The following is a 17,972-nucleotide window of genomic DNA, read 5'->3' on the forward strand; positions in this document are numbered from 1 at the left end:
AGAATAGGCATTGTTCTGACGTGATAAGGTCCTTCGCTGCGCTCAGGATGACAACGATTTTGACTTTCTAAACAGCTGCTTATGTAAACAACGTATTCATAATCATAAATTTATGGAAACCCTGACCGACATCATCTGGCTGCCCGTGTGCAAAACCACCGATATTCCCGCTGACGGGGGCGCCTGCGCCTTGGTGGAGGGTGAGCAGGTGGCCATTTTCAATTTTGCCCGGCGCGGCGAGTGGTACGCCACCCAAAACCTGTGTCCGCACAAGCAACAAATGGCCCTGGCCCGCGGCATGATTGGCAGCACCGGCGAAGCCTGCGAGCCCAAAGTGGCCTGCCCGTTTCACAAACGCACCTTTTCGCTGCTTACAGGTGAGTGTTTGAACGGCGACGAATGCAGCATTCGCACCTATCCCATCAAAGTGGAAGGCACGGACGTGTACATTGGTTTGGAGGTCTAAACCTGTTTGCAACCTGTCCCGCGCGATAAAAGCCCACGCAATTTCACCGCCTAGCTTATGGATACCACCGCTCAGCAGCCCCTGACCCGGCTCAACATCTTTGCCACCAAGGGCGTGCAGATGCGCACGTTTCACCTCACCTGGCTCACGTTTTTCTTCTGCTTTTTTGGGTGGTTTGGCATTGCGCCGCTCATGCCGTTGGTGCGCGAGCAACTGCACCTGGACAAGGGCCAGGTCGGTAACATCGTCATCGCTTCGGTATCGGCCACCATTCTGGCGCGCCTGCTCATGGGCAAGCTCTGCGATACCATCGGGCCACGGCTGGCTTACACCAGTTTGCTGGTGGTGGGCGCTATTCCGGTGCTTTTCATCGGCACGAGCAACAGCTACGAGAGTTTCTTGCTGTTCCGGCTGGCCATTGGCGTGATAGGGGCTTCTTTCGTCATCACGCAGTTTCATACTTCTATGATGTTTGCGCCCAACGTGGTGGGCACGGCCAATGCCGTGGCCGGGGGCTGGGGCAACCTGGGCGGCGGCATTGCCAACATGCTCATGCCCTTGTTAGCGGCCGGTTTTGTGGCGATGGGTTATGTCGACAAGGCCAATTCCTGGCGCATGGCCATGGTGGTGCCCGGCGTTATTCTGCTTGTTATGGCCTTCCTCTACTACACTTTCACCGAGGACACGCCGCGGGGCAACTACGCCGACATTGCGCGCGAAACGGCCGTCAAAAAGCCCGGCACCTTCCTGCTGGCTCTGCGCGACTACCGCACCTGGCTGCTGGCCCTGGCTTATGGCGCCTGCTTCGGCATCGAAATCACCATCGACAACGTGGCGGCGGTGTACTTCGTCGACCATTTCGGGGCTACGCTTATTGCGGCCGGCGTGCTGGCGGGCATTTTCGGCTTCATGAACATTTTTGCCCGGGGCCTGGGCGGCATTGTCAGCGACCGCACCGGTCGTGCCTACGGCATTAAAGGCAAATGGCTGCTGCTGAGTGGGCTGTTGGTGCTGGAAGGTATTGGCATTGCCTTCTTCTCTGTGGCGCCCAGCCTCACGCTGGCCATTGCCGCCATGCTGCTTTTCGCGCTGTTTCTCAAAATGGCCAACGGGTGTACTTATTCCATCGTGCCCTTCGTCAACAAGCAGGCCATTGGTAGCGTGAGCGGCATTGTGGGCGCGGGCGGCAACCTGGGCGCCATGCTGGTCGGTTTCCTGTTCAAATCGGCCACCATTAGCTACAGCACGGCTTTTCTCTACATCGGGATTGGGGTGGCCGCGGTAGGAGCGGTGGTGCTGCTGGTACGGCTGGTGGTAAAGGAAGCGGGAAGCGAGTCGGCACCTGAAGCACCGCTGGCCCTGGCATAATGCGCTGTAGGATGATAAGTAATAGGCGGTCATGCAGAGCGGAGCGAAGCATCTCGCGTGCAGTAGTAACTCAATCTTATTGATTGGCAGTGGCACGCGAGATGCTTCGCTCCGCTCTGCATGACGTTCTGAAAAACTTGCCAAACCGCCCCTCTAAACTACTCTGTCTTTACGCTTTATATTATAATATGGCCACTCCAACCGCTGCTGCCCCCTCCACTTGCTGCTACTGCGGCGTGGGCTGCGGGGTGCTGGTGAAGCCGGATAAAAATGGCAACGTGACCGTCGTCAGCAACCCCGATTACCCCGTCAACAAAGGGGCGCTTTGCAGCAAGGGCCTGAACCTGCAATACACCGTGAACGACCGCCGCGACCGGCTGCTGTTTCCGCAGATGCGCTACAGCAAAAGCCGCCCGCTCCAACGCGTGAGCTGGGATGATGCGCTGGCCCGGACCGCCGCCGTTTTCAAGACCTTTATTGCGCAATACGGTCCCGATTCGGTGGCTTTTTACGCCTCGGGGCAGTGCCTTACCGAGGAATATTACGTTATCAACAAGCTCATTAAGGGCTTTATTGGCAGTAATAATATTGATACTAACTCGCGCCTGTGCATGAGCAGCGCGGTGGTGGGCTACAAGATGGCCCTGGGCGAAGACAGCGTCCCGGTCTGTTACGACGACATCGAACTGGCCGACTGTGTTTTGGTGACGGGCGCCAACCCCGCCTGGTGCCATCCCATTCTGTGGCGTCGGCTGGAAGCCCACAAAGCAGCCAACCCGGCTACCAAAGTCATTGTCGTGGACCCGCGGGCCACCGACTCCGCCGCTTTGGCCGACCTGCACCTGCAACTCATTCCGGGTACCGATGTGGTGCTGCACCAGGCCATTGCGCGGGCTCTGATTGAAGCCGGTGACGTTGACATGGCCTTTATTGAGCAGAACGCCGAGGGTTTTGACGCCTATCGGCAAATGGTGCTGGAGCGGACATTGACCGAAGCAGCCGAGCTGTGCGGGGTGCCGGAGGAAGATATTCGTCTGGCTGCCCGCTACATCGGAGCCGCGCAGGGCTTTTTATCGATGTGGACCATGGGGCTCAACCAAAGCGCCGTGGGCGTCGACAAAAACCTGAGCTTGCTCAACCTGCACCTGATAACGGGCCAGATTGGCAAGCCCGGTGCGGGCCCGCTGTCCCTCACCGGCCAGCCCAACGCCATGGGCGGCCGCGAAGTGGGTGGCCTGTCCAACCTGCTGCCCGCCCACCGCGACCTGGCCAACGCCGCGCACCGCGCCGAGGTGCAGCAATACTGGGGTAGCGGGCCACTTTCGGCCACCCCCGGCTACACGGCCACCGAAATGTTTGAGGCCCTGGAAACCGGCCTCCTAAAAGCCATCTGGATTATCTGCACCAATCCGCTCACCAGCCTGCCCAATGCCCGGCAAGCGGAAGCGGCGCTGGCCAACGCCAAATTTGTGGTGGTGCAGGACATCAGCAGCCAGTGCCAAACCCTGGCGTATGCCGACGTGGTGCTGCCGGCCGCCGGCTGGGCCGAAAAAGAAGGTACCATGACCAATTCGGAGCGCCGTATCAGCCATTTGGCCAAGGTGGTAGAGGCGCCCGGCGAGGCCTTGCCCGATGCTGAAATAATCTGCCGGTTTGCCCGGGCGATGGGGTTTTCGGGGTTTGATTTTGCGGACCCGGCCGCCATTTACGAGGAGCACGCCGGCCTAACGGCGGGGACCACGCTCGACGTAGCAGGGCTGAATTATTCAGTTTTGCAGCAGCTGGGGTCGGTGCAGTGGCCTTATCGCGCCGGAGCGGCCGCGTCGGAATCTTCCCGGCTTTTCACCGACCAGCAGTTTTACACGCCATCGGGTCGGGCCCGGATTTATCCCGTAGCGGCCGCGTTTCGCAGCGAAGCCACCGATGCCGACTTCCCCTTCATCCTGACCACCGGCCGCATCCGCGACCAGTGGCACACCATGACCAAAACGGGCAAGGTAAGCAAACTCAGCCAGCATATTCCGCAGGCCTTTCTGGAAATTCATCCGCAGGATGCTGCCTCGCTGAACATTAGAGAAGGCGACCTGGTGGCGGTGCAGTCGCGGCGGGGCCAGGTCCGGGTAGCGGCGCGGCTTTCGGGCGGCATTCGGCCGGGGGTGGTGTTTTTGCCCATGCACTGGGGCAAAATCCTGGGTTCGGATTTGAACCGGGCCAATAATGTGACTTCGGGCGTGGTGGACCCTATTTCCAAGGAGCCCGATTTCAAGTACTGCGCCGTGCAGCTGGCCAGATATAAAAAGCCGCCGCAGCGCATTGTCGTTATTGGCGCCGGCGCCGGCGCTTTTGGCTTCGTGAAATCGTACCGCGAGTTGAACGAGGACGATGAAATTACGATTTTCAGCAAAGAAGATTTTCCTTTCTACAACCGGGTGATGCTGCCCGACTACATCAGCGGCCACCAGAACTGGGCGCAGCTGGTGAAAATGCAGGATTCGGAGGAGCCCGCGCTTAACATCCAACTGCTGCGCGGCGTGAGCGTGGAAGAAGTAAACCGCGCCGAAAAGTATGTAGTCGACTCGCGCGGGCAGCGCACCGACTACGACGTGCTGATTATGGCCACCGGCAGCCGGGCGGCCGTGCCGCGCAACGTGCCCACGCTGCCCGGCATCTTCACCATGCGCAGCCGCACCGATGCGGATAATTTCAAAAGCCACCTGCCGGCCAACCCGCACGTCGTTATTGTGGGGGGCGGGCTGCTGGGGCTGGAAATGGCCGCTTCGCTGCGGGAAGTGGGCACCAAAGTCACCATCGTGCAACGCATCTCGCGGTTTCTGGACCGCCAGCTCGACCCACTCGGCAGCCAGCTCCTACAGGATGAAATGCGGGACCAGGGCTGCGACCTGTACTTCAACGACGAGGTGGAGCTGTATTACGGCCGCGCGCGCCTCACCGGCATCGGCCTGAAAAGTGGCCGTCGGATAGCCTGCGACGCCCTCATCATGGCCATTGGCACGGTACCCAACCTGGAGTTGGCCCGCGAGAGCGGCCTGCTTTGCAAGCGCGGCGTGGTGGTGAACGCGCACCTGCAAACCAGCGACCCCAACGTCTTTGCGCTGGGCGAAATCGCCGAATTTGAAGGCACCCTCTACGGCATCACAGCCGCGGCCGAGCAGCAGGCCGCCGTGCTGGCCCGCTACCTGAGCGGCGATGTGGGAAGCTTTTATCGGGGCAGCACCTTCCTAAACATCATCAAAATTCATGGCTTCGACCTGTGCAGCATTGGCCTGCCCGAGTGCCCGGACCACGAGAATTACGAGGAAATTGTGTTCATCGACAAGGCCCAGCGCTATTACAAGAAGTGCATTATTCACCAGGACCGGCTGGTGGGCGCCATCCTCATTGGCGACAAGCGCGAGTTTCAGGAGTTCCGTGACCTGATTGCCAACAAAACCGAACTCAGCGACAAGCGCCTGCAGCTGCTGCGCAGCGGCCAGGCGCCGGCGCCGGTGCTGGGCAAGCTGGTGTGCAGCTGCAACAACGTGGGCACCGAAAACCTGCGCCAGGCCATTGGGGCCGGTTGCGGTACGCTGCCGGAACTAAGCGCCACCACCGGGGCCGGAACGGGCTGTGGCTCGTGCCGGCCCGAAGTACAGCGCATTTTGGCGGCTGAATTGGCCATACTTGAACTGGCCGCTGGTTAATCTGAACTTCCTGATGACTGCTCCCGACCCTTCTTTAAGCACCATTGCCATCAATTTGCCGGGTGGCATGGTACCGGCTGGTGAACTGCTGACCGTGCTGACCGCCGCCGAAAAGGCCGGGGTGGAGCAGGTCCAGCTGGGCCACCGCCAGCAGCTGTTGCTGCAAGTAGAGCCCGCCCGGCGCCAGGCCTTGCTGCAAGCCCTGGCCGCCGCCGATTTGTGGGGAGAGCCCGACCCGGAAAAGCACCCCAACCTGGTGAGCTCCTACGTGGGCGAAAACGTTTTCTACAGCGCCGGCTGGCTGCGCGAAGGCGTTTATAAAGACATTCTGGACCTGTTCGACTACCGGCCGCAACTCAAAATCAACCTCGTTGACAGCCACCAAACCTTGGTGCCGTTTTTCACGGGCCACCTTAACTTCATCGCCTCCGACACGCCCAACTATTGGTACCTCTACGTGCGCTTTCCCCGCGCCGGGGGGCTGTATTTCTGGCCGCATCTGGTGTATTCCGAAGATATTCCGGCCCTCAGCGCGGCCATAGAGCGGGTGGTGCTGGCCGAAGGCCGCCCGGGCGAAGCAACAGTTGCCGCCGCAGGAGCCCGTTTGTACGCTAAAGTGAGCGCGAGCCTGGCGCTGGTGCAGCAGGCTGTGGCGGCGCCGCTGGTGCTGCCGGCCTTCACGCTGCCGTACTACGAAGGCTTCAATAAGGCTGGCCAGCAGCTCTGGCTGGGCATTTACCGGCGCGACGAGCAGTTTACCGTTGCCTTCCTGCAGGACCTGTGCCGGGTTTGCCTGCAAACGCGCGTGGGGGAGCTGTGCACCACGCCCTGGAAATCACTGGTCATCAAAGGCATTGCTCCGGCCGACCGGCCCTTGTGGGATGCCGTGCTCTGCCGCCACCGCATCAACGTGCGCCACGCGGCCAATGAGCTCAATTGGCAGGTCGAGGATCGGTGCCCCGATGGCTTGGCGCTGAAGCACGAGCTGGTGCGCTACCTCAACGAAGAAGACGTGCGCACGTTCCAGCTCTGCTTTGCCATCAAAACCCAGCCCCAAACCGGGCTTTTTGGCTCCATCATTGTGCGCCGGCAGCCGGGCCGGGCCAGCGAACAATACGAAATTCTGCACACCCGCGATTTCAACCCCAACTCGCGCGATTTTGTGCTGTTCCGGCAGCAGGTGCTGCGCGAGCGGTTGGGCTGGTACCTGGCCGAGCTGTGCCATCAGTACTATGCCCAATTGGGCAACGAAACAGGGGAGGAGGCCGCGACAGAGCAGTTTGCAGCGGCAGGAAAGGACGTTGGCACGGTGCCTACGGCCAAATTGCTGCCCCGTTGCCCGCGCTGTTTCACCGTCTACGATTCGGCCTATGGCGAGGCCGCGCAGGGAATTGCACCGGACACCCCCTGGGAGGCGCTGGTCAATTACCAGTGCCCCACCTGCGAAGCGCCCGCGGCTGATTTTGAGCTCTGGCCTGAGCCGGTAGCTGTTGGGGGCGAAGACTTGCGCGTGGTATCCTAGCGTTTTCCGCTGCTCCATATTTCTATTGATTCGAAAAAGCTGCTATGGCCGGTGCTGCAATTATTCCGGAATTGTTTGTGGTGGGTGCCGGCCCCGGCGACCCGGAATTGCTGACCCTTAAAGCCCATAAGGTGCTGCAAACGGCGGCCGTGGTGCTCTACGACAACTTGGCGAACCAGGAATTGCTGGCGCTGGCCCCTACCGCCTGCGAGTGCATTTACGTGGGCAAAAAGCCCTACGGCGAGTACACGCCCCAGGAAACCATTCACGCCCTCATCCTGGAAAAAGCCCGCAGCCGGGGCCGCGTCATTCGGCTGAAGGGCGGCGACCCGTTCATCTTCGGCCGGGGCTTCGAGGAGATGCTTTTTGCCCGGGCGCATGGCATTGCGGCGCACTACATCCCGGGTATTTCCAGCATGCAGGCCGTGGGCTTCGAGGACATTCCCCTCACGCACCGGGTGGTGAGCGAGGGCATCTGGATACTGACCGGCACCAAAAAAGATGGCACCCTGGCCGCCGACCTGCGCCTGGCCATGCAAAGCAATTCCACGGTGGTCATCTACATGGGCCTAAAAAAAGTGGCCGAAATAGCTGCCGCCTACCTTGCCGAAGGACGCGGAGCCACACCCGCTGCCGTGGTGCAGCACGCCTCCCTGCCCCAGCGCAAAGTGGCCATGGGGCCGGTGCAGGACCTGCCGGCGCTGGTGGCACATCATGGCATTACCTATCCAGCCATCATTTTCATCGGCGAGGTGGTGAACGTGGGACGCGAGCTATTGCCCTAAGGCCTGGCTGACGAGTGCCAGCGCCTCGGCGGGCAGGGGCAGCTGCAACGCCAATTGTTGGCCCCGCGCGGTCATTTTGGGCCAGGTTTTCTGCACAATTTCCACCACCTTCTCCGCCGGGTGCTGCGCGGCAAATGGCAGGAAATAATATTCCAGAAAAACCAGGCAGATAACATCTTCCAAAAGCTGCATTTCCGGGTCGTCCTTCAGGCGCAGCTTTTGCACCAATTCCTGCACCCGCACAATCATTTCCGGGCTGTAGCCCACGCGGCTCAGGAGCTGGCCCGCCAGTTCGGCGTGGTACTTCTTCAATGCATTGCGCCACTGGTGGTAGCCGGGGCGCGTCATCGGAAAGTCCTGACGCGGAATGGCCCACCGGCGAATGTGCTGGCACCGCGCCGCCAACTGCACCGCCTCCGATGCATCGGGCGCCACACGGGTTAGGCACGCACTCATGCGGTGGGCATACAGCACCTCCTTGGGCCATTGCCGGCCGTGGGCATCGGTTTCTTGGTTGGGGTCTTCGGCGTTGGCCGCATCGAAGGCGGCGAGGGCGGCGGCGAAGCGGGCCGGGTCGGGGGCGAGGTGCATGCGGAGACGGCGCAGGAGTGGGGCGCCGCTGCAAATTAGGGCTGGTGCGTAGCTATTTCGGTGCAACGGCCAAACCTTTCCAGCTTGTTAGGGGTATGAGGAGCGAAAACAAAATCTGCCGCCGCCAAGCGCGGAACGTGTTTTCGCTTTACCTTTGTGCCCGATGAGCTTTTCTGCTGCCCTTGTTTGTGCTGTTGGTGCCGCCCCGGTTTTGGGGGGATGGGCAGTTGTGGGCGCTTCTCATCATCGCCATCTGTGGGGGGCCGGGCTGCGTGCCGGGTGCTAGCTTAGCCCCGCTCGTCCGCGCCTCCACCGCCACTGGCCGGGCCGCAGTTGCGCCGGCTTCCTCCTTTTACATTCCGGGAAATTCCGCTGGCGAGCCCCTGGGTTTGGGCTGAATTACGACGTGCCCCCGCGGGCGGGCGTCCCTACTGTTATTCCTTTTACATGCTACGATTAGCCATTCAAAAGTCCGGTCGCCTGAGCGAAGACTCCCTCGCACTAATTCGCGAATGCGGCATCAACTTCCTCAGCACGTCCTTCAAACTCAAAACCGAAGCCACCAACTTCCCGCTCGAAATTCTGTTTTTGCGCGACGATGACATCCCCGGCTACGTGAAGGATGGCGTGGCCGACCTCGGCATTGTGGGCCAAAACGTGCTGCTCGAAGCCGGCTTCCCCCATCTGGAAATCGAAGCCCTCGGCTTTAGCAAGTGCCGGCTCAGCCTGGCCGTGCCCCGCGCCGATGCGTACCCGTCCATTGCGGCGTTGCAGGGCAAGAACATTGCCACTTCATACCCCAACATTCTGGGCCACTATCTGGCCGAACACGGCGTGCAGGCCCACCTCCACACCATCAGCGGCTCGGTTGAAATTGCGCCCAGCATTGGGCTGGCCGAAGCCATTTGCGACATTGTGAGCAGCGGCTCTACCTTGTTGGGCAACGGCTTGCGCGAAGTGGAAACCGTGTTCCGCTCCGAGGCTGTGCTCATTGCCCAGCCCAACCTCACGGCCGAGCAAACCGGTCTGCTGGAACAGTTGCAGTTCCGGATGCAGGCCGTGCGCCGGGCCAAGCGCAGCAAGTACATCCTGCTCAATGCCCCCGTTTCGGCCCTCGACGAGGTGCGCCGCCTGCTTCCCGGCATCAAAGCGCCCACCGTCACCCCGCTGGCAGAAGCCGGATGGGTATCGGTGCAGTCGGTGGTGCAGGAAGACGAATTCTGGCACATCACCAGCCAGCTCAAAGCCGTGGGCGCGGAAGGCATTCTCGTGCTGCCCATCGAAAAAATGATTGCCTAGCCCGTAGCCGCCATGCAGTTTCATTCCCATCCCGAACCCAATACCTGGCCGGCGCTCCAGCAGCGCTCGGCCGCCGGCGAAGCGCCGGAAGTTTCCGCCCGCGTGCGCGCCATCTTTGAGCAGGTGCGCGCCGGTGGCGATGACGCCTTGCGCTCCCTGACCGCCGAACTCGACCAGGCGACGCTCACCAGCCTATTCGTGTCGGAAGCGGAGTTTGCGGCTGCCACCGCACAGGTGCCGGCCGGGCTGCAGGCCGCCATCCGCCAGGCCAAAGCCAACATCGAAGCTTTTCACGCGGCCCAGCGCACGCCGGACATGCAGGTCGAAACCATGCCGGGGGTCGTTTGCTCGCGGCGGGCGGTGCCGGTGCAGCGCGTCGGTTTGTACGTGCCGGGGGGCACGGCGCCGTTATTTAGCACCTTGCTCATGCTGGGGGTGCCGGCCCGGCTGGCCGGCTGCCCGGACGTGGTGGTGTGCACGCCGCCGCGGGCCGATGGTTCCATCAGTCCCGTCATCCTGTTCGTGGCCCGATTGCTGGGCATCGGCAACGTGGTGAAAGTGGGAGGTGCCCAAGCCGTGGCGGCCCTGGCGCTGGGCACGGCCAGCGTGCGCGCCGTCGATAAAATCTTTGGGCCCGGCAACCGCTACGTCACGGCCGCCAAGCAGCTGGCCGCCGCGGAGCACGGCGTTGCCATCGACATGCCCGCCGGCCCCTCCGAAGTCCTCGTCATCGCCGATGCTACGGCGAACCCGGCCTTCGTCGCGGCCGATTTGTTGTCCCAGGCCGAGCACGGCCCAGATTCCCAAGTGGTGGTGCTGAGCGACTCTCCGGCCATCCTGGAGCAGGTACAGGCCGAAGTACTGCACCAGTTGGAAGCTTTGCCCCGGCGCGAAGTAGCCGTTCAGGCGTTGGCCAATAGCCGGGCGATTCTGCTGCGCGATGCGGCCACCATGCTGGCCTTTTCGAACCAATACGCGCCGGAGCACCTCATTCTGGCCGCCGAGAATGCCGACGCGCTGGCCGCTGGCGTTACCAACGCCGGCTCGGTATTTCTGGGACACCTCACGCCCGAAGCCGTGGGCGACTACGCTTCCGGCACCAATCACACGCTGCCCACCAGCGGCTACGCCCGCCAGTACAGCGGCGTGTCGCTGGATTCGTTTGCCAAGAACATCACCTTTCAGCGGCTGTCGGCTGACGGTTTGCAGGCCCTTGGTCCGGTGGTCGAAACCATGGCCGAAGCCGAAGGGCTTGCCGCCCATGCCCGCGCCGTATCGGTGCGGCTGGCCACCTTAGGCGCTGAATTAGAAACCTCCAGTAATACAGCAATGGCCGAACCGTCGCCCTACGCGGGCCTCATCCGTCCCAACGTCGAGCGCATGCAGCCGTATTCTTCGGCCCGCGACGAGTTTGAGGGCATGGCTCCGGTCATGCTCGACGCCAACGAAAACAGCCTGGGTTCCGTGGGGCCCGATGATTTCAGCCGCTACCCCGACCCGCACCAGCGGGCCATCAAGGCGGATTTGGCCCGGCTAAAAGACGTAGCGCCGAACCAGATTTTCCTCGGCAACGGCTCCGACGAGGCCATCGACCTCTTGGTCCGCCTCACCTGCACGCCGGGCCAGGACCGCATCGTCATTTGCCCGCCTACCTATGGCATGTACGAAGTGGCGGCCAATCTGAACGATGTGCGCGTAGAGCGGCTGCCGCTCACGCCCGATTTCCACCTGCCCGCCGATGCCGCTGAAAAGCTGGCCAATTCCCCTGCCAAGCTGGTATTCCTGTGTTCCCCGAACAATCCCACCGGCAATTTGCTGGCAACGGAAACCATGGAAGCCATTCTGCGCAGCTTCAAAGGGCTCGTGGTGGTCGATGAAGCCTACTCCGACTTTGCCGATGCACCCAGCTGGACCACGCGCTTGACGGAGTTTCCGCGGCTGGTGGTGCTGCAAACCTTCTCCAAGGCCTGGGGATTGGCCGGTTTGCGCCTGGGCGTGGCCTATGCCGCCGCGCCGCTCATTGCCTACCTCGACAAAATCAAGCCGCCTTACAACATTTCGGCGGCCACCCAGCAGCACGCTTTGGCCGCGCTGGCCGCGGCGCCCCGCTTGCCCGAAATGCGCGCCGCGCTACTCGACGGCCGCCGCTGGCTGCTCGACCGGCTGCCGACATTGCCTATTGTGGAGCACATTTTTCCATCCGATGCCAACTTCCTGCTCGTCCGGGTTTTGGTCGATGCCACGGCCGTGTACGACCAGCTGCGGGCGCGGGGCATTGTGGTTCGTAACCGTACCACGCAGCCCGGTTGTGCCGGTTGCCTCCGCCTCACGGTAGGCACCGCATCCGAAAATGCACAGCTGGTGCAAGCCCTGACGGACATTGGAACCGTGATGGGAGCGGGGCAGGCTCTTTTCACGGCTGTGCACTAAACCCGGCCCTTGTTGTAATTATCCTTTTCATCCTTTTTGTTTTCTTGAATTGAAAAAGGCGCTTTTTATCGACCGTGACGGCACTATTTTGATTGAGCCCCAGCCCAGTCAACAAATTGACGGCCTTACGCCCGACAAGTTTCAGTTTTTGCCTGGGGCCATTAGTGGCCTGGCCCGAATCGCACGTGACCTGCCGGAATACGAGTTGGTGCTCGTCACCAATCAGGATGGCTTGGGCACGGCCAGCTTTCCGGAGGAGACTTTTTGGCCCGCCCATCAGCTCATGCGGGACCTGCTGGCGGGCGAAGGCGTGCATTTTGCGGCCGAACTCATCGACCGCAGCTTTCCGCACGAAGGACTGCCAACCCGCAAACCGGGCCTGGGCATGTTCGGCGACTACCTCAACCCGGCGAACGAATACGACTTGCCCAATTCGTTTGTCATCGGCGACCGCCTGACCGATGTGCAACTGGCCGTCAACCTCGGCAGCCAAGCCATTTTGATAGGAGAGGAGCCAGACCCCCGGGCCGCCCTCACCACCACCAGTTGGGAGGCCATTTACCGGCACTTGCGCTTCCCGCCCCGGATTGCCGCCATCGAGCGCAACACCAACGAAACCCAGATTGCCATTACGCTCAACCTGGACGGCACGGGCAAAACTTCTGTGCATACCGGGTTGGGATTCTTCGACCACATGCTGGAGCAATTGGGGCGTCACAGCGGTATTGATTTACACATTAGTGTAAAAGGCGATTTGCACATCGACGAACACCATACGGTGGAAGACACTGCGCTGGCCCTGGGTTCCGCCTTTGCACAGGCCTTGGGCGACAAGCGTGGCTTGGCACGGTATGGCTTTCTTTTGCCCATGGACGAAGCCCTGGCCCAGGCCGCCATCGATTTCTCGGGCCGGCCCTGGTTGGTCTGGGATGCTTCCTTCAAGCGCGAGCGGGTAGGGGACCTGCCCACCGAGTTGTTCTTTCACTTCTTTAAATCGTTCACCGACAATGCGCGGGCAACGTTGAACATTGCCTGCAGCGGCGACAATGAACATCACAAAATCGAGGCGATTTTTAAAGCCGTTGCAAAAGCCATAAAAATGGCTTTGCAACGCGACGAATCGGCCGCTATTCCCAGCACCAAGGGAATATTGTAAGTGATTAAGCTGGCTGAATGATTGACGATTTGTCCAAATGAGTAAATTGGTTCTGTTTCTATTCTATGGAAATTGCTGTAGTTGATTACCGGGGAGGTAACGTTCAGTCTGTGTTATTTGCCTTGGAGCGGTTAGGGGCCAGTGCAACGCTAACTGCCGACCCGGAAACATTGCGCAAAGCCGACAAAGTCTTGTTCCCCGGCGAGGGAGAAGCTGCTTCGGCCATGGATGCCTTGCGCATGGCCGGGCTCGATGTCGTGCTGCCCACGTTGACGCAGCCTTTTCTGGGTATATGCCTGGGCATGCAGCTATTGGGGCAGCACAGCGAAGAAAACGACACCACAATGCTGGGTTTGCTGCCGTTCAACGTGCAGCGGTTTGTGCCGGATGCTAGCCACAAAGTACCGCACATGGGGTGGAACAACCTGCAGGCCCTCACCGGCCCCTTGTTTGCCGGCCTGACCGACGCCGACCACGTCTATTTCGTGCACAGTTATTATGCCCCGGTTGGGGAGTATACCACGGCCCAGGCGGCGCACCCGGCCCCGTTCAGCGCGGCTGTTCAGCGCGGCAATTTTCACGGCGTGCAGTTCCATACCGAGAAAAGCGGCGCCGTCGGCACCCGCATTCTGGCCAATTTTTTGTCCCTGTAAACACTGTTTGCTTTCCTTGTAAATCCGTGGAAATAATTCCTGCCATCGACCTGCTGAATGGCCAGTGCGTGCGCCTGAGCGCCGGCGACTTTGCCCGCCAAACCACCTACGACTCCGACCCGGTGGCCGCCGCGCAGCGTTTTGCCGATGCCGGCATGCGCCGCCTGCACCTGGTTGACCTGGACGGTGCGCGCGCCGGCCGCCCCGTTAACCTGGCCGTGTTGGAAGCCATTGCTCGCCGCACCGACCTGGACATTGATGCCGGCGGCGGCATTCAAACCGCTGGGGCCCTGGCGCAGGTGCTGAGCGCCGGGGCGGCTCACGTGACGGCCGGCAGCGTGGCGGTGCGCGAACCCGCAACGGTTCAGGCCTGGCTCGCCCGCCATGGCGCAGACACCATTTACCTGGGGGCGGACTTCATGGGCGAGTATATAATGATAAACGCCTGGGCCGAACAAAGCCAACTGCAGCTGACGGCGTTTGTGGCCGATTATCTTGCGACGGGTGCCACAACCTTTATTTGCACCGATGTGAGCAAGGACGGCTTATTAAAAGGCCCTTCGCTGCCCATCTATCAGCGTTTGGTTGCGGCCTTTCCGGCGGCCCGGTTTGTTGCCAGTGGTGGCGTCAGCACGGTGGCCGATGTTGAGGCCTTGGCGGAAGCCGGCTTGCACGGCGCCATCATTGGCAAAGCCTTGTACGAGGGCACCATTGCCCTGTCGGACCTGCAGCCTTTTTTGTAGGCCATTTCATTTAGCCATTTGATATCAACCGGAGCTATGGTCAAAAAGCGTCTAATTCCCTGCCTGGATGTTCGCGATGGGCGTACCGTAAAGGGCGTGCAATTCGAAGGACTGCGCGATGCCGGTGACCCCGTGGCCCTGGCTGCCCGCTACGCGCGGGAAGGAGCCGATGAGTTGGTTTTTCTGGACATTACTGCCACCAATCAGCGCCGTAAGCCCCTCACGGAGTTGGTGCGCGAGGTGGCGCGTGTGCTTGACATTCCCTTCACCGTGGGCGGCGGTATTGGCACAGTGGCCGATGTTGAAGCTTTGTTGCTCAGCGGAGCCGACAAAGTGTCGATTAACTCGGCTGCGCTGGCGCGGCCTGCCTTCGTTGCGGACCTGGCCCGGCGCTTCGGCTCGCAGTGCATCGTGGTGGCCGTAGACGCCAGGCGGGTGGCCGATGAATGGCAGGTAATGACGCGGGCCGGCACCGTGCCAACCGGTCGGGAGGCCGTCGCCTGGTGTCGTGAAGCGGCGGGCTTGGGCGCGGGGGAATTGCTGCTGACCTCGATGAGCCACGACGGGACAAAGTCCGGCTTTGCCCTTGACCTCACCCGGGCGGTGAGCGACGCCGTGCCCGTCCCGGTTATTGCTTCGGGGGGCGCGGGGCAACCGGCTGATTTTACCGATGTATTTCTCGCCGGTGGGGCCGATGCGGCGTTAGCAGCCAGCATCTTTCATTTTAATGAGACGGCAATTCCTACGCTCAAAGCTTACTTGCACGCCGCAGGCATTCCCATGCGCCAATAGTCCCGGATTCCCTCATTACCTGTACCAGGTACCCTTTATTCGTCTTTCCATGGCCATTGTTGTTGATTCGGAAGCTCCGTCTGTTTTGCGTTTTGACCCGGCGACGGGCTTAGCGCCCGCCATTGTGCAGGATGCCGACACCGGGCAGGTGCTCATGCTGGGCTACTTCAACGAAGCAGCGTGGGCGCAAACCCAGGCCGAAGGGCGCGTCACCTTCTTCTCTCGTTCAAAAAATCGGTTGTGGACGAAAGGTGAATCCAGTGGCAACTACCTGCAGGTGGTAAGTACCCACATCGATTGTGATGCCGATACGGTCCTCATTCGCGCCCTTCCGCAGGGGCCTACCTGCCATCGCGGCACTACCAGCTGTTTTGAGCAGCCAGAGCAAGCACACGCTCCAGAAGCCGCCGTTGGCTTTTTGGCTGCTCTGGAGCGTCTGATTGTTGAACGGCAGCAGTTTCCGGAACGAGCACCCACGTCCTACACCGTGTCGCTGTTCAAGAAAGGCATTGGCAAGATTGCGCAAAAAGTAGGCGAGGAGGCAGTGGAAACCGTGATAGATGCAGTTGCCGGCAACCGCCAAACCCTGCCGGGCGAAGTAGCTGATTTACTTTACCATTTGCTTGTTTTGTTGGTCGGTTCGGGTGTTTCCATGGCCGAAGTAATTGAGGTGCTGCAAGAGCGGCACCGTTTGCCGAATACCCGTCATCTCACCGAAAACAAAGATTAATCTTGCTGCCTGCCCGTTTGCTTATTTGGTCGCTGTTAACTTCTTAGCTGGCGTCGAATTTTTTCCAGCAGGGCAATGGCTAGTGCAATGTCTTCATCGTCGGTTATGGACAGGATGGTATTTACCCCAGGCCCACTTATCTGTACCTGATACCCTATTGGTTCAATTACCGGGGCGGCGGCAATGGCTGGTGTATCCGGTTTCTGCTCAGTTGTTTTGGTTGCAGGTGTATTGGTGATGGCCGTTGCTGTTTGAAGAGGTGGCGCGATGGGATATCCTTTGGGACTTGGCGTTGTATCGTTGTCAAGCAATCCGAACAAACTTGCAATTGCATCTTGTTGGGTGGGTTGTTCCTGACGCACTGGCTGCACCGGCCGGATATAATCTGTTGATTCCAGTGGGACACTGACCTGGCCAGATGGGGTTGTTGCCTCTGTATCTGAAGCAACACTGTCACCAGTTGCTGGTAAAAGTTCTGGCCGAAATGTATTGAGTGGTGCCGGCGGACTTGCCAACTCACGACGCGGGCCTTTTTGCAGGTTTAGAGCGTCAATGTCCGCTATGATGTTTCGTTCGTCAATCAGTCCCACCATGCGGCAGCCGTCCACAAATGCTTTGGCCACGCTTTGCGCATTTATTTCTTCTACCCCAAACTCCCTAATTAACATTACATCAAGCATCTGAATCGGAAGCTCGCGTGAGCGAAATTTTCGGCAGATTTGCGTAAAGAGGGGTGGAGTCAGGAATGCTTCGCGGTGAAACACCAGTTCCTCCTGCTTATCGTAGGCGTGTTTTATGCGCTTAAAAAGGGTTGTGGTGGTTAGCATGTCCCTTTTGCTGGTTAATAAGCCGAATTTAACCGCGGAGCCGATGATGGCTTTAAAAGAGCCGCTCACTTTTCGGTTTAGTTTGCGTGCTGCGGTTTCGATGGCACATTTGCCACCGGTATCGTCCGTGATTTCGGCCAGTTCCCAAGCACCGGTATAGCTGGTCCGGGGATAGTCTATGAGTTTTGGCATTAAAGGCAGTAGTTGAAGGGGCGTTTTTTTCAGGATACGTAATTAGGTATAAAAAAGTTTATTTCGTACAAATATCTTGTACTTTTATATGCTTTCAATCAGTGTAGCTTTAGAAGGAGATACCGCATCTGTTGCTGGAATCTTGACAGCCTTCCACAGCAGTGGGTAGTTTGTGTGCCAGATTTTATACTCAGCTATTGTGAATAATTATATACTGAGTCCTTTAGTACTGGTCAACTACGGATGCCTAAGAAGCTGTAGTTGAATGAGGTAAATGTGCCGTGAAGCAAAGTACACCGCATATAAAAGTACAAAAAATGCACAATTTTTATACTTTTTTTTATTAATTATAAACTTCGACTCCTGTCAATGGTCATGCCTGTGTAGAAAGGCTCTCGCTTGCCGGTAGGAGGCATATGCGTCCGACCGGTCGCCGGTCAACGGCCAATGGCGCCTCGTTCGAATAACAACCGGGCGGACGCCTACGCCGGCTGACCGAGCGGAACCGACTGACTAAACACTAAACAACTTCCTTTCTAGAACAGCGCAATAAATTAATACACTTAGGTCTTACGCAGTTGCAGCGCCAGCGGGGCGGCATATTGGTAGTAAGTTATTCATTAGGCAGTTGCAGCCCCGGCGGGGCGGCGGTCGGGTGAGGGCTTGGCGGGTACGGGCCCCCCGGGGCCGGGAGCGGCGTGGCCCCTACGCTGAAAA

At 59.8% G+C, this 17,972-nt stretch carries 14 protein-coding genes; 12 read left to right on the top strand and 2 right to left on the bottom strand.

The annotated features are described in order from the left end of the window. Positions 1 to 112 precede the first annotated feature (112 nt). The 5 genes from nirD to cobA all read left to right on the top strand — a co-directional run bounded on the left by nirD (position 113) and on the right by cobA (position 7,842). Complete coding sequence (gene nirD / locus JKL48_RS22270) at positions 113 to 466, top strand: nitrite reductase small subunit NirD (protein ID WP_201987517.1); 354 nt, start codon at positions 113 to 115, stop codon at positions 464 to 466. Positions 467 to 523: 57 nt separating this feature from the next. After that, positions 524 to 1,834: an MFS transporter gene (locus JKL48_RS22275; protein WP_201987520.1), complete on the top strand. Its 1,311-nt coding sequence runs from the start codon at positions 524 to 526 to the stop codon at positions 1,832 to 1,834. A gap of 188 nt (positions 1,835 to 2,022) precedes the next feature. Continuing rightward, positions 2,023 to 5,535, top strand: coding sequence for a nitrate reductase (locus tag JKL48_RS22280; RefSeq protein ID WP_201987521.1), 3,513 nt, complete (start codon positions 2,023 to 2,025; stop codon positions 5,533 to 5,535). A 13-nt stretch (positions 5,536 to 5,548) separates the two neighbouring features. Then, positions 5,549 to 7,057 carry a rubredoxin gene (locus JKL48_RS22285; protein ID WP_201987523.1) on the top strand — a complete coding sequence of 503 codons (1,509 nt, stop codon included), beginning with the start codon at positions 5,549 to 5,551 and terminating at the stop codon, positions 7,055 to 7,057. Between the two features lie 44 nt (positions 7,058 to 7,101). Then, a complete protein-coding gene (gene cobA, locus JKL48_RS22290; protein ID WP_236668982.1) occupies positions 7,102 to 7,842 on the top strand; it encodes a uroporphyrinogen-III C-methyltransferase in 741 nt (246 codons plus the stop codon). Here cobA and JKL48_RS22295 read toward each other — a convergent pair. Beyond that, the gene (locus tag JKL48_RS22295) at positions 7,831 to 8,433 is read right to left on the bottom strand and encodes a DUF4202 domain-containing protein (RefSeq protein ID WP_201987525.1); all 603 of its coding nucleotides are present in this window, start codon (positions 8,431 to 8,433) and stop codon (positions 7,831 to 7,833) included. The two genes, cobA and JKL48_RS22295, sit on opposite strands and share 12 nt — an antisense overlap. Before the next feature lie 447 nt (positions 8,434 to 8,880). Between JKL48_RS22295 and hisG the strand changes: the two genes are divergently transcribed. The 7 genes from hisG (at position 8,881) to hisIE (ending at position 16,236) form a co-directional block, all read left to right on the top strand. Then, positions 8,881 to 9,732, top strand: coding sequence for an ATP phosphoribosyltransferase (hisG, locus tag JKL48_RS22300; RefSeq protein WP_201987527.1), 852 nt, complete (start codon positions 8,881 to 8,883; stop codon positions 9,730 to 9,732). Positions 9,733 to 9,744: 12 nt separating this feature from the next. Continuing rightward, the gene (hisD, locus tag JKL48_RS23670) at positions 9,745 to 12,162 is read left to right on the top strand and encodes a histidinol dehydrogenase (protein ID WP_317191984.1); all 2,418 of its coding nucleotides are present in this window, start codon (positions 9,745 to 9,747) and stop codon (positions 12,160 to 12,162) included. A gap of 49 nt (positions 12,163 to 12,211) precedes the next feature. Continuing rightward, entirely contained in the window at positions 12,212 to 13,318 is a 1,107-nt protein-coding gene (gene hisB, locus JKL48_RS22315; protein WP_201987529.1) for a bifunctional histidinol-phosphatase/imidazoleglycerol-phosphate dehydratase HisB, read from the top strand. A gap of 65 nt (positions 13,319 to 13,383) precedes the next feature. Beyond that, positions 13,384 to 13,971 (top strand): imidazole glycerol phosphate synthase subunit HisH, encoded by a 588-nt coding sequence (gene hisH / locus JKL48_RS22320; RefSeq protein WP_201987531.1) that lies wholly within the window; start codon positions 13,384 to 13,386, stop codon positions 13,969 to 13,971. Positions 13,972 to 13,997: 26 nt separating this feature from the next. Then, positions 13,998 to 14,714: a 1-(5-phosphoribosyl)-5-[(5-phosphoribosylamino)methylideneamino]imidazole-4-carboxamide isomerase gene (locus tag JKL48_RS22325; RefSeq protein ID WP_201987533.1), complete on the top strand. Its 717-nt coding sequence runs from the start codon at positions 13,998 to 14,000 to the stop codon at positions 14,712 to 14,714. Between the two features lie 36 nt (positions 14,715 to 14,750). Further along, on the top strand, positions 14,751 to 15,506 hold the full coding sequence (gene hisF, locus JKL48_RS22330) for an imidazole glycerol phosphate synthase subunit HisF (RefSeq protein WP_201987534.1): 756 nt from the start codon (positions 14,751 to 14,753) through the stop codon (positions 15,504 to 15,506). Positions 15,507 to 15,555: 49 nt separating this feature from the next. Next, positions 15,556 to 16,236, top strand: a complete 681-nt coding sequence (gene hisIE / locus JKL48_RS22335; RefSeq protein ID WP_201987536.1) for a bifunctional phosphoribosyl-AMP cyclohydrolase/phosphoribosyl-ATP diphosphatase HisIE — start codon at positions 15,556 to 15,558, stop codon at positions 16,234 to 16,236. Between the two features lie 35 nt (positions 16,237 to 16,271). On the opposite strand, the gene JKL48_RS22340 is transcribed toward hisIE, so the two are convergent. After that, complete coding sequence (locus JKL48_RS22340; RefSeq protein ID WP_201987538.1) at positions 16,272 to 17,255, bottom strand: hypothetical protein; 984 nt, start codon at positions 17,253 to 17,255, stop codon at positions 16,272 to 16,274. Positions 17,256 to 17,972: the final 717 nt, after the last annotated feature.

The sequence above is a fragment of the Hymenobacter rubidus genome (assembly GCF_016734815.1).
GTDB lineage: Bacteria > Bacteroidota > Bacteroidia > Cytophagales > Hymenobacteraceae > Hymenobacter > Hymenobacter rubidus.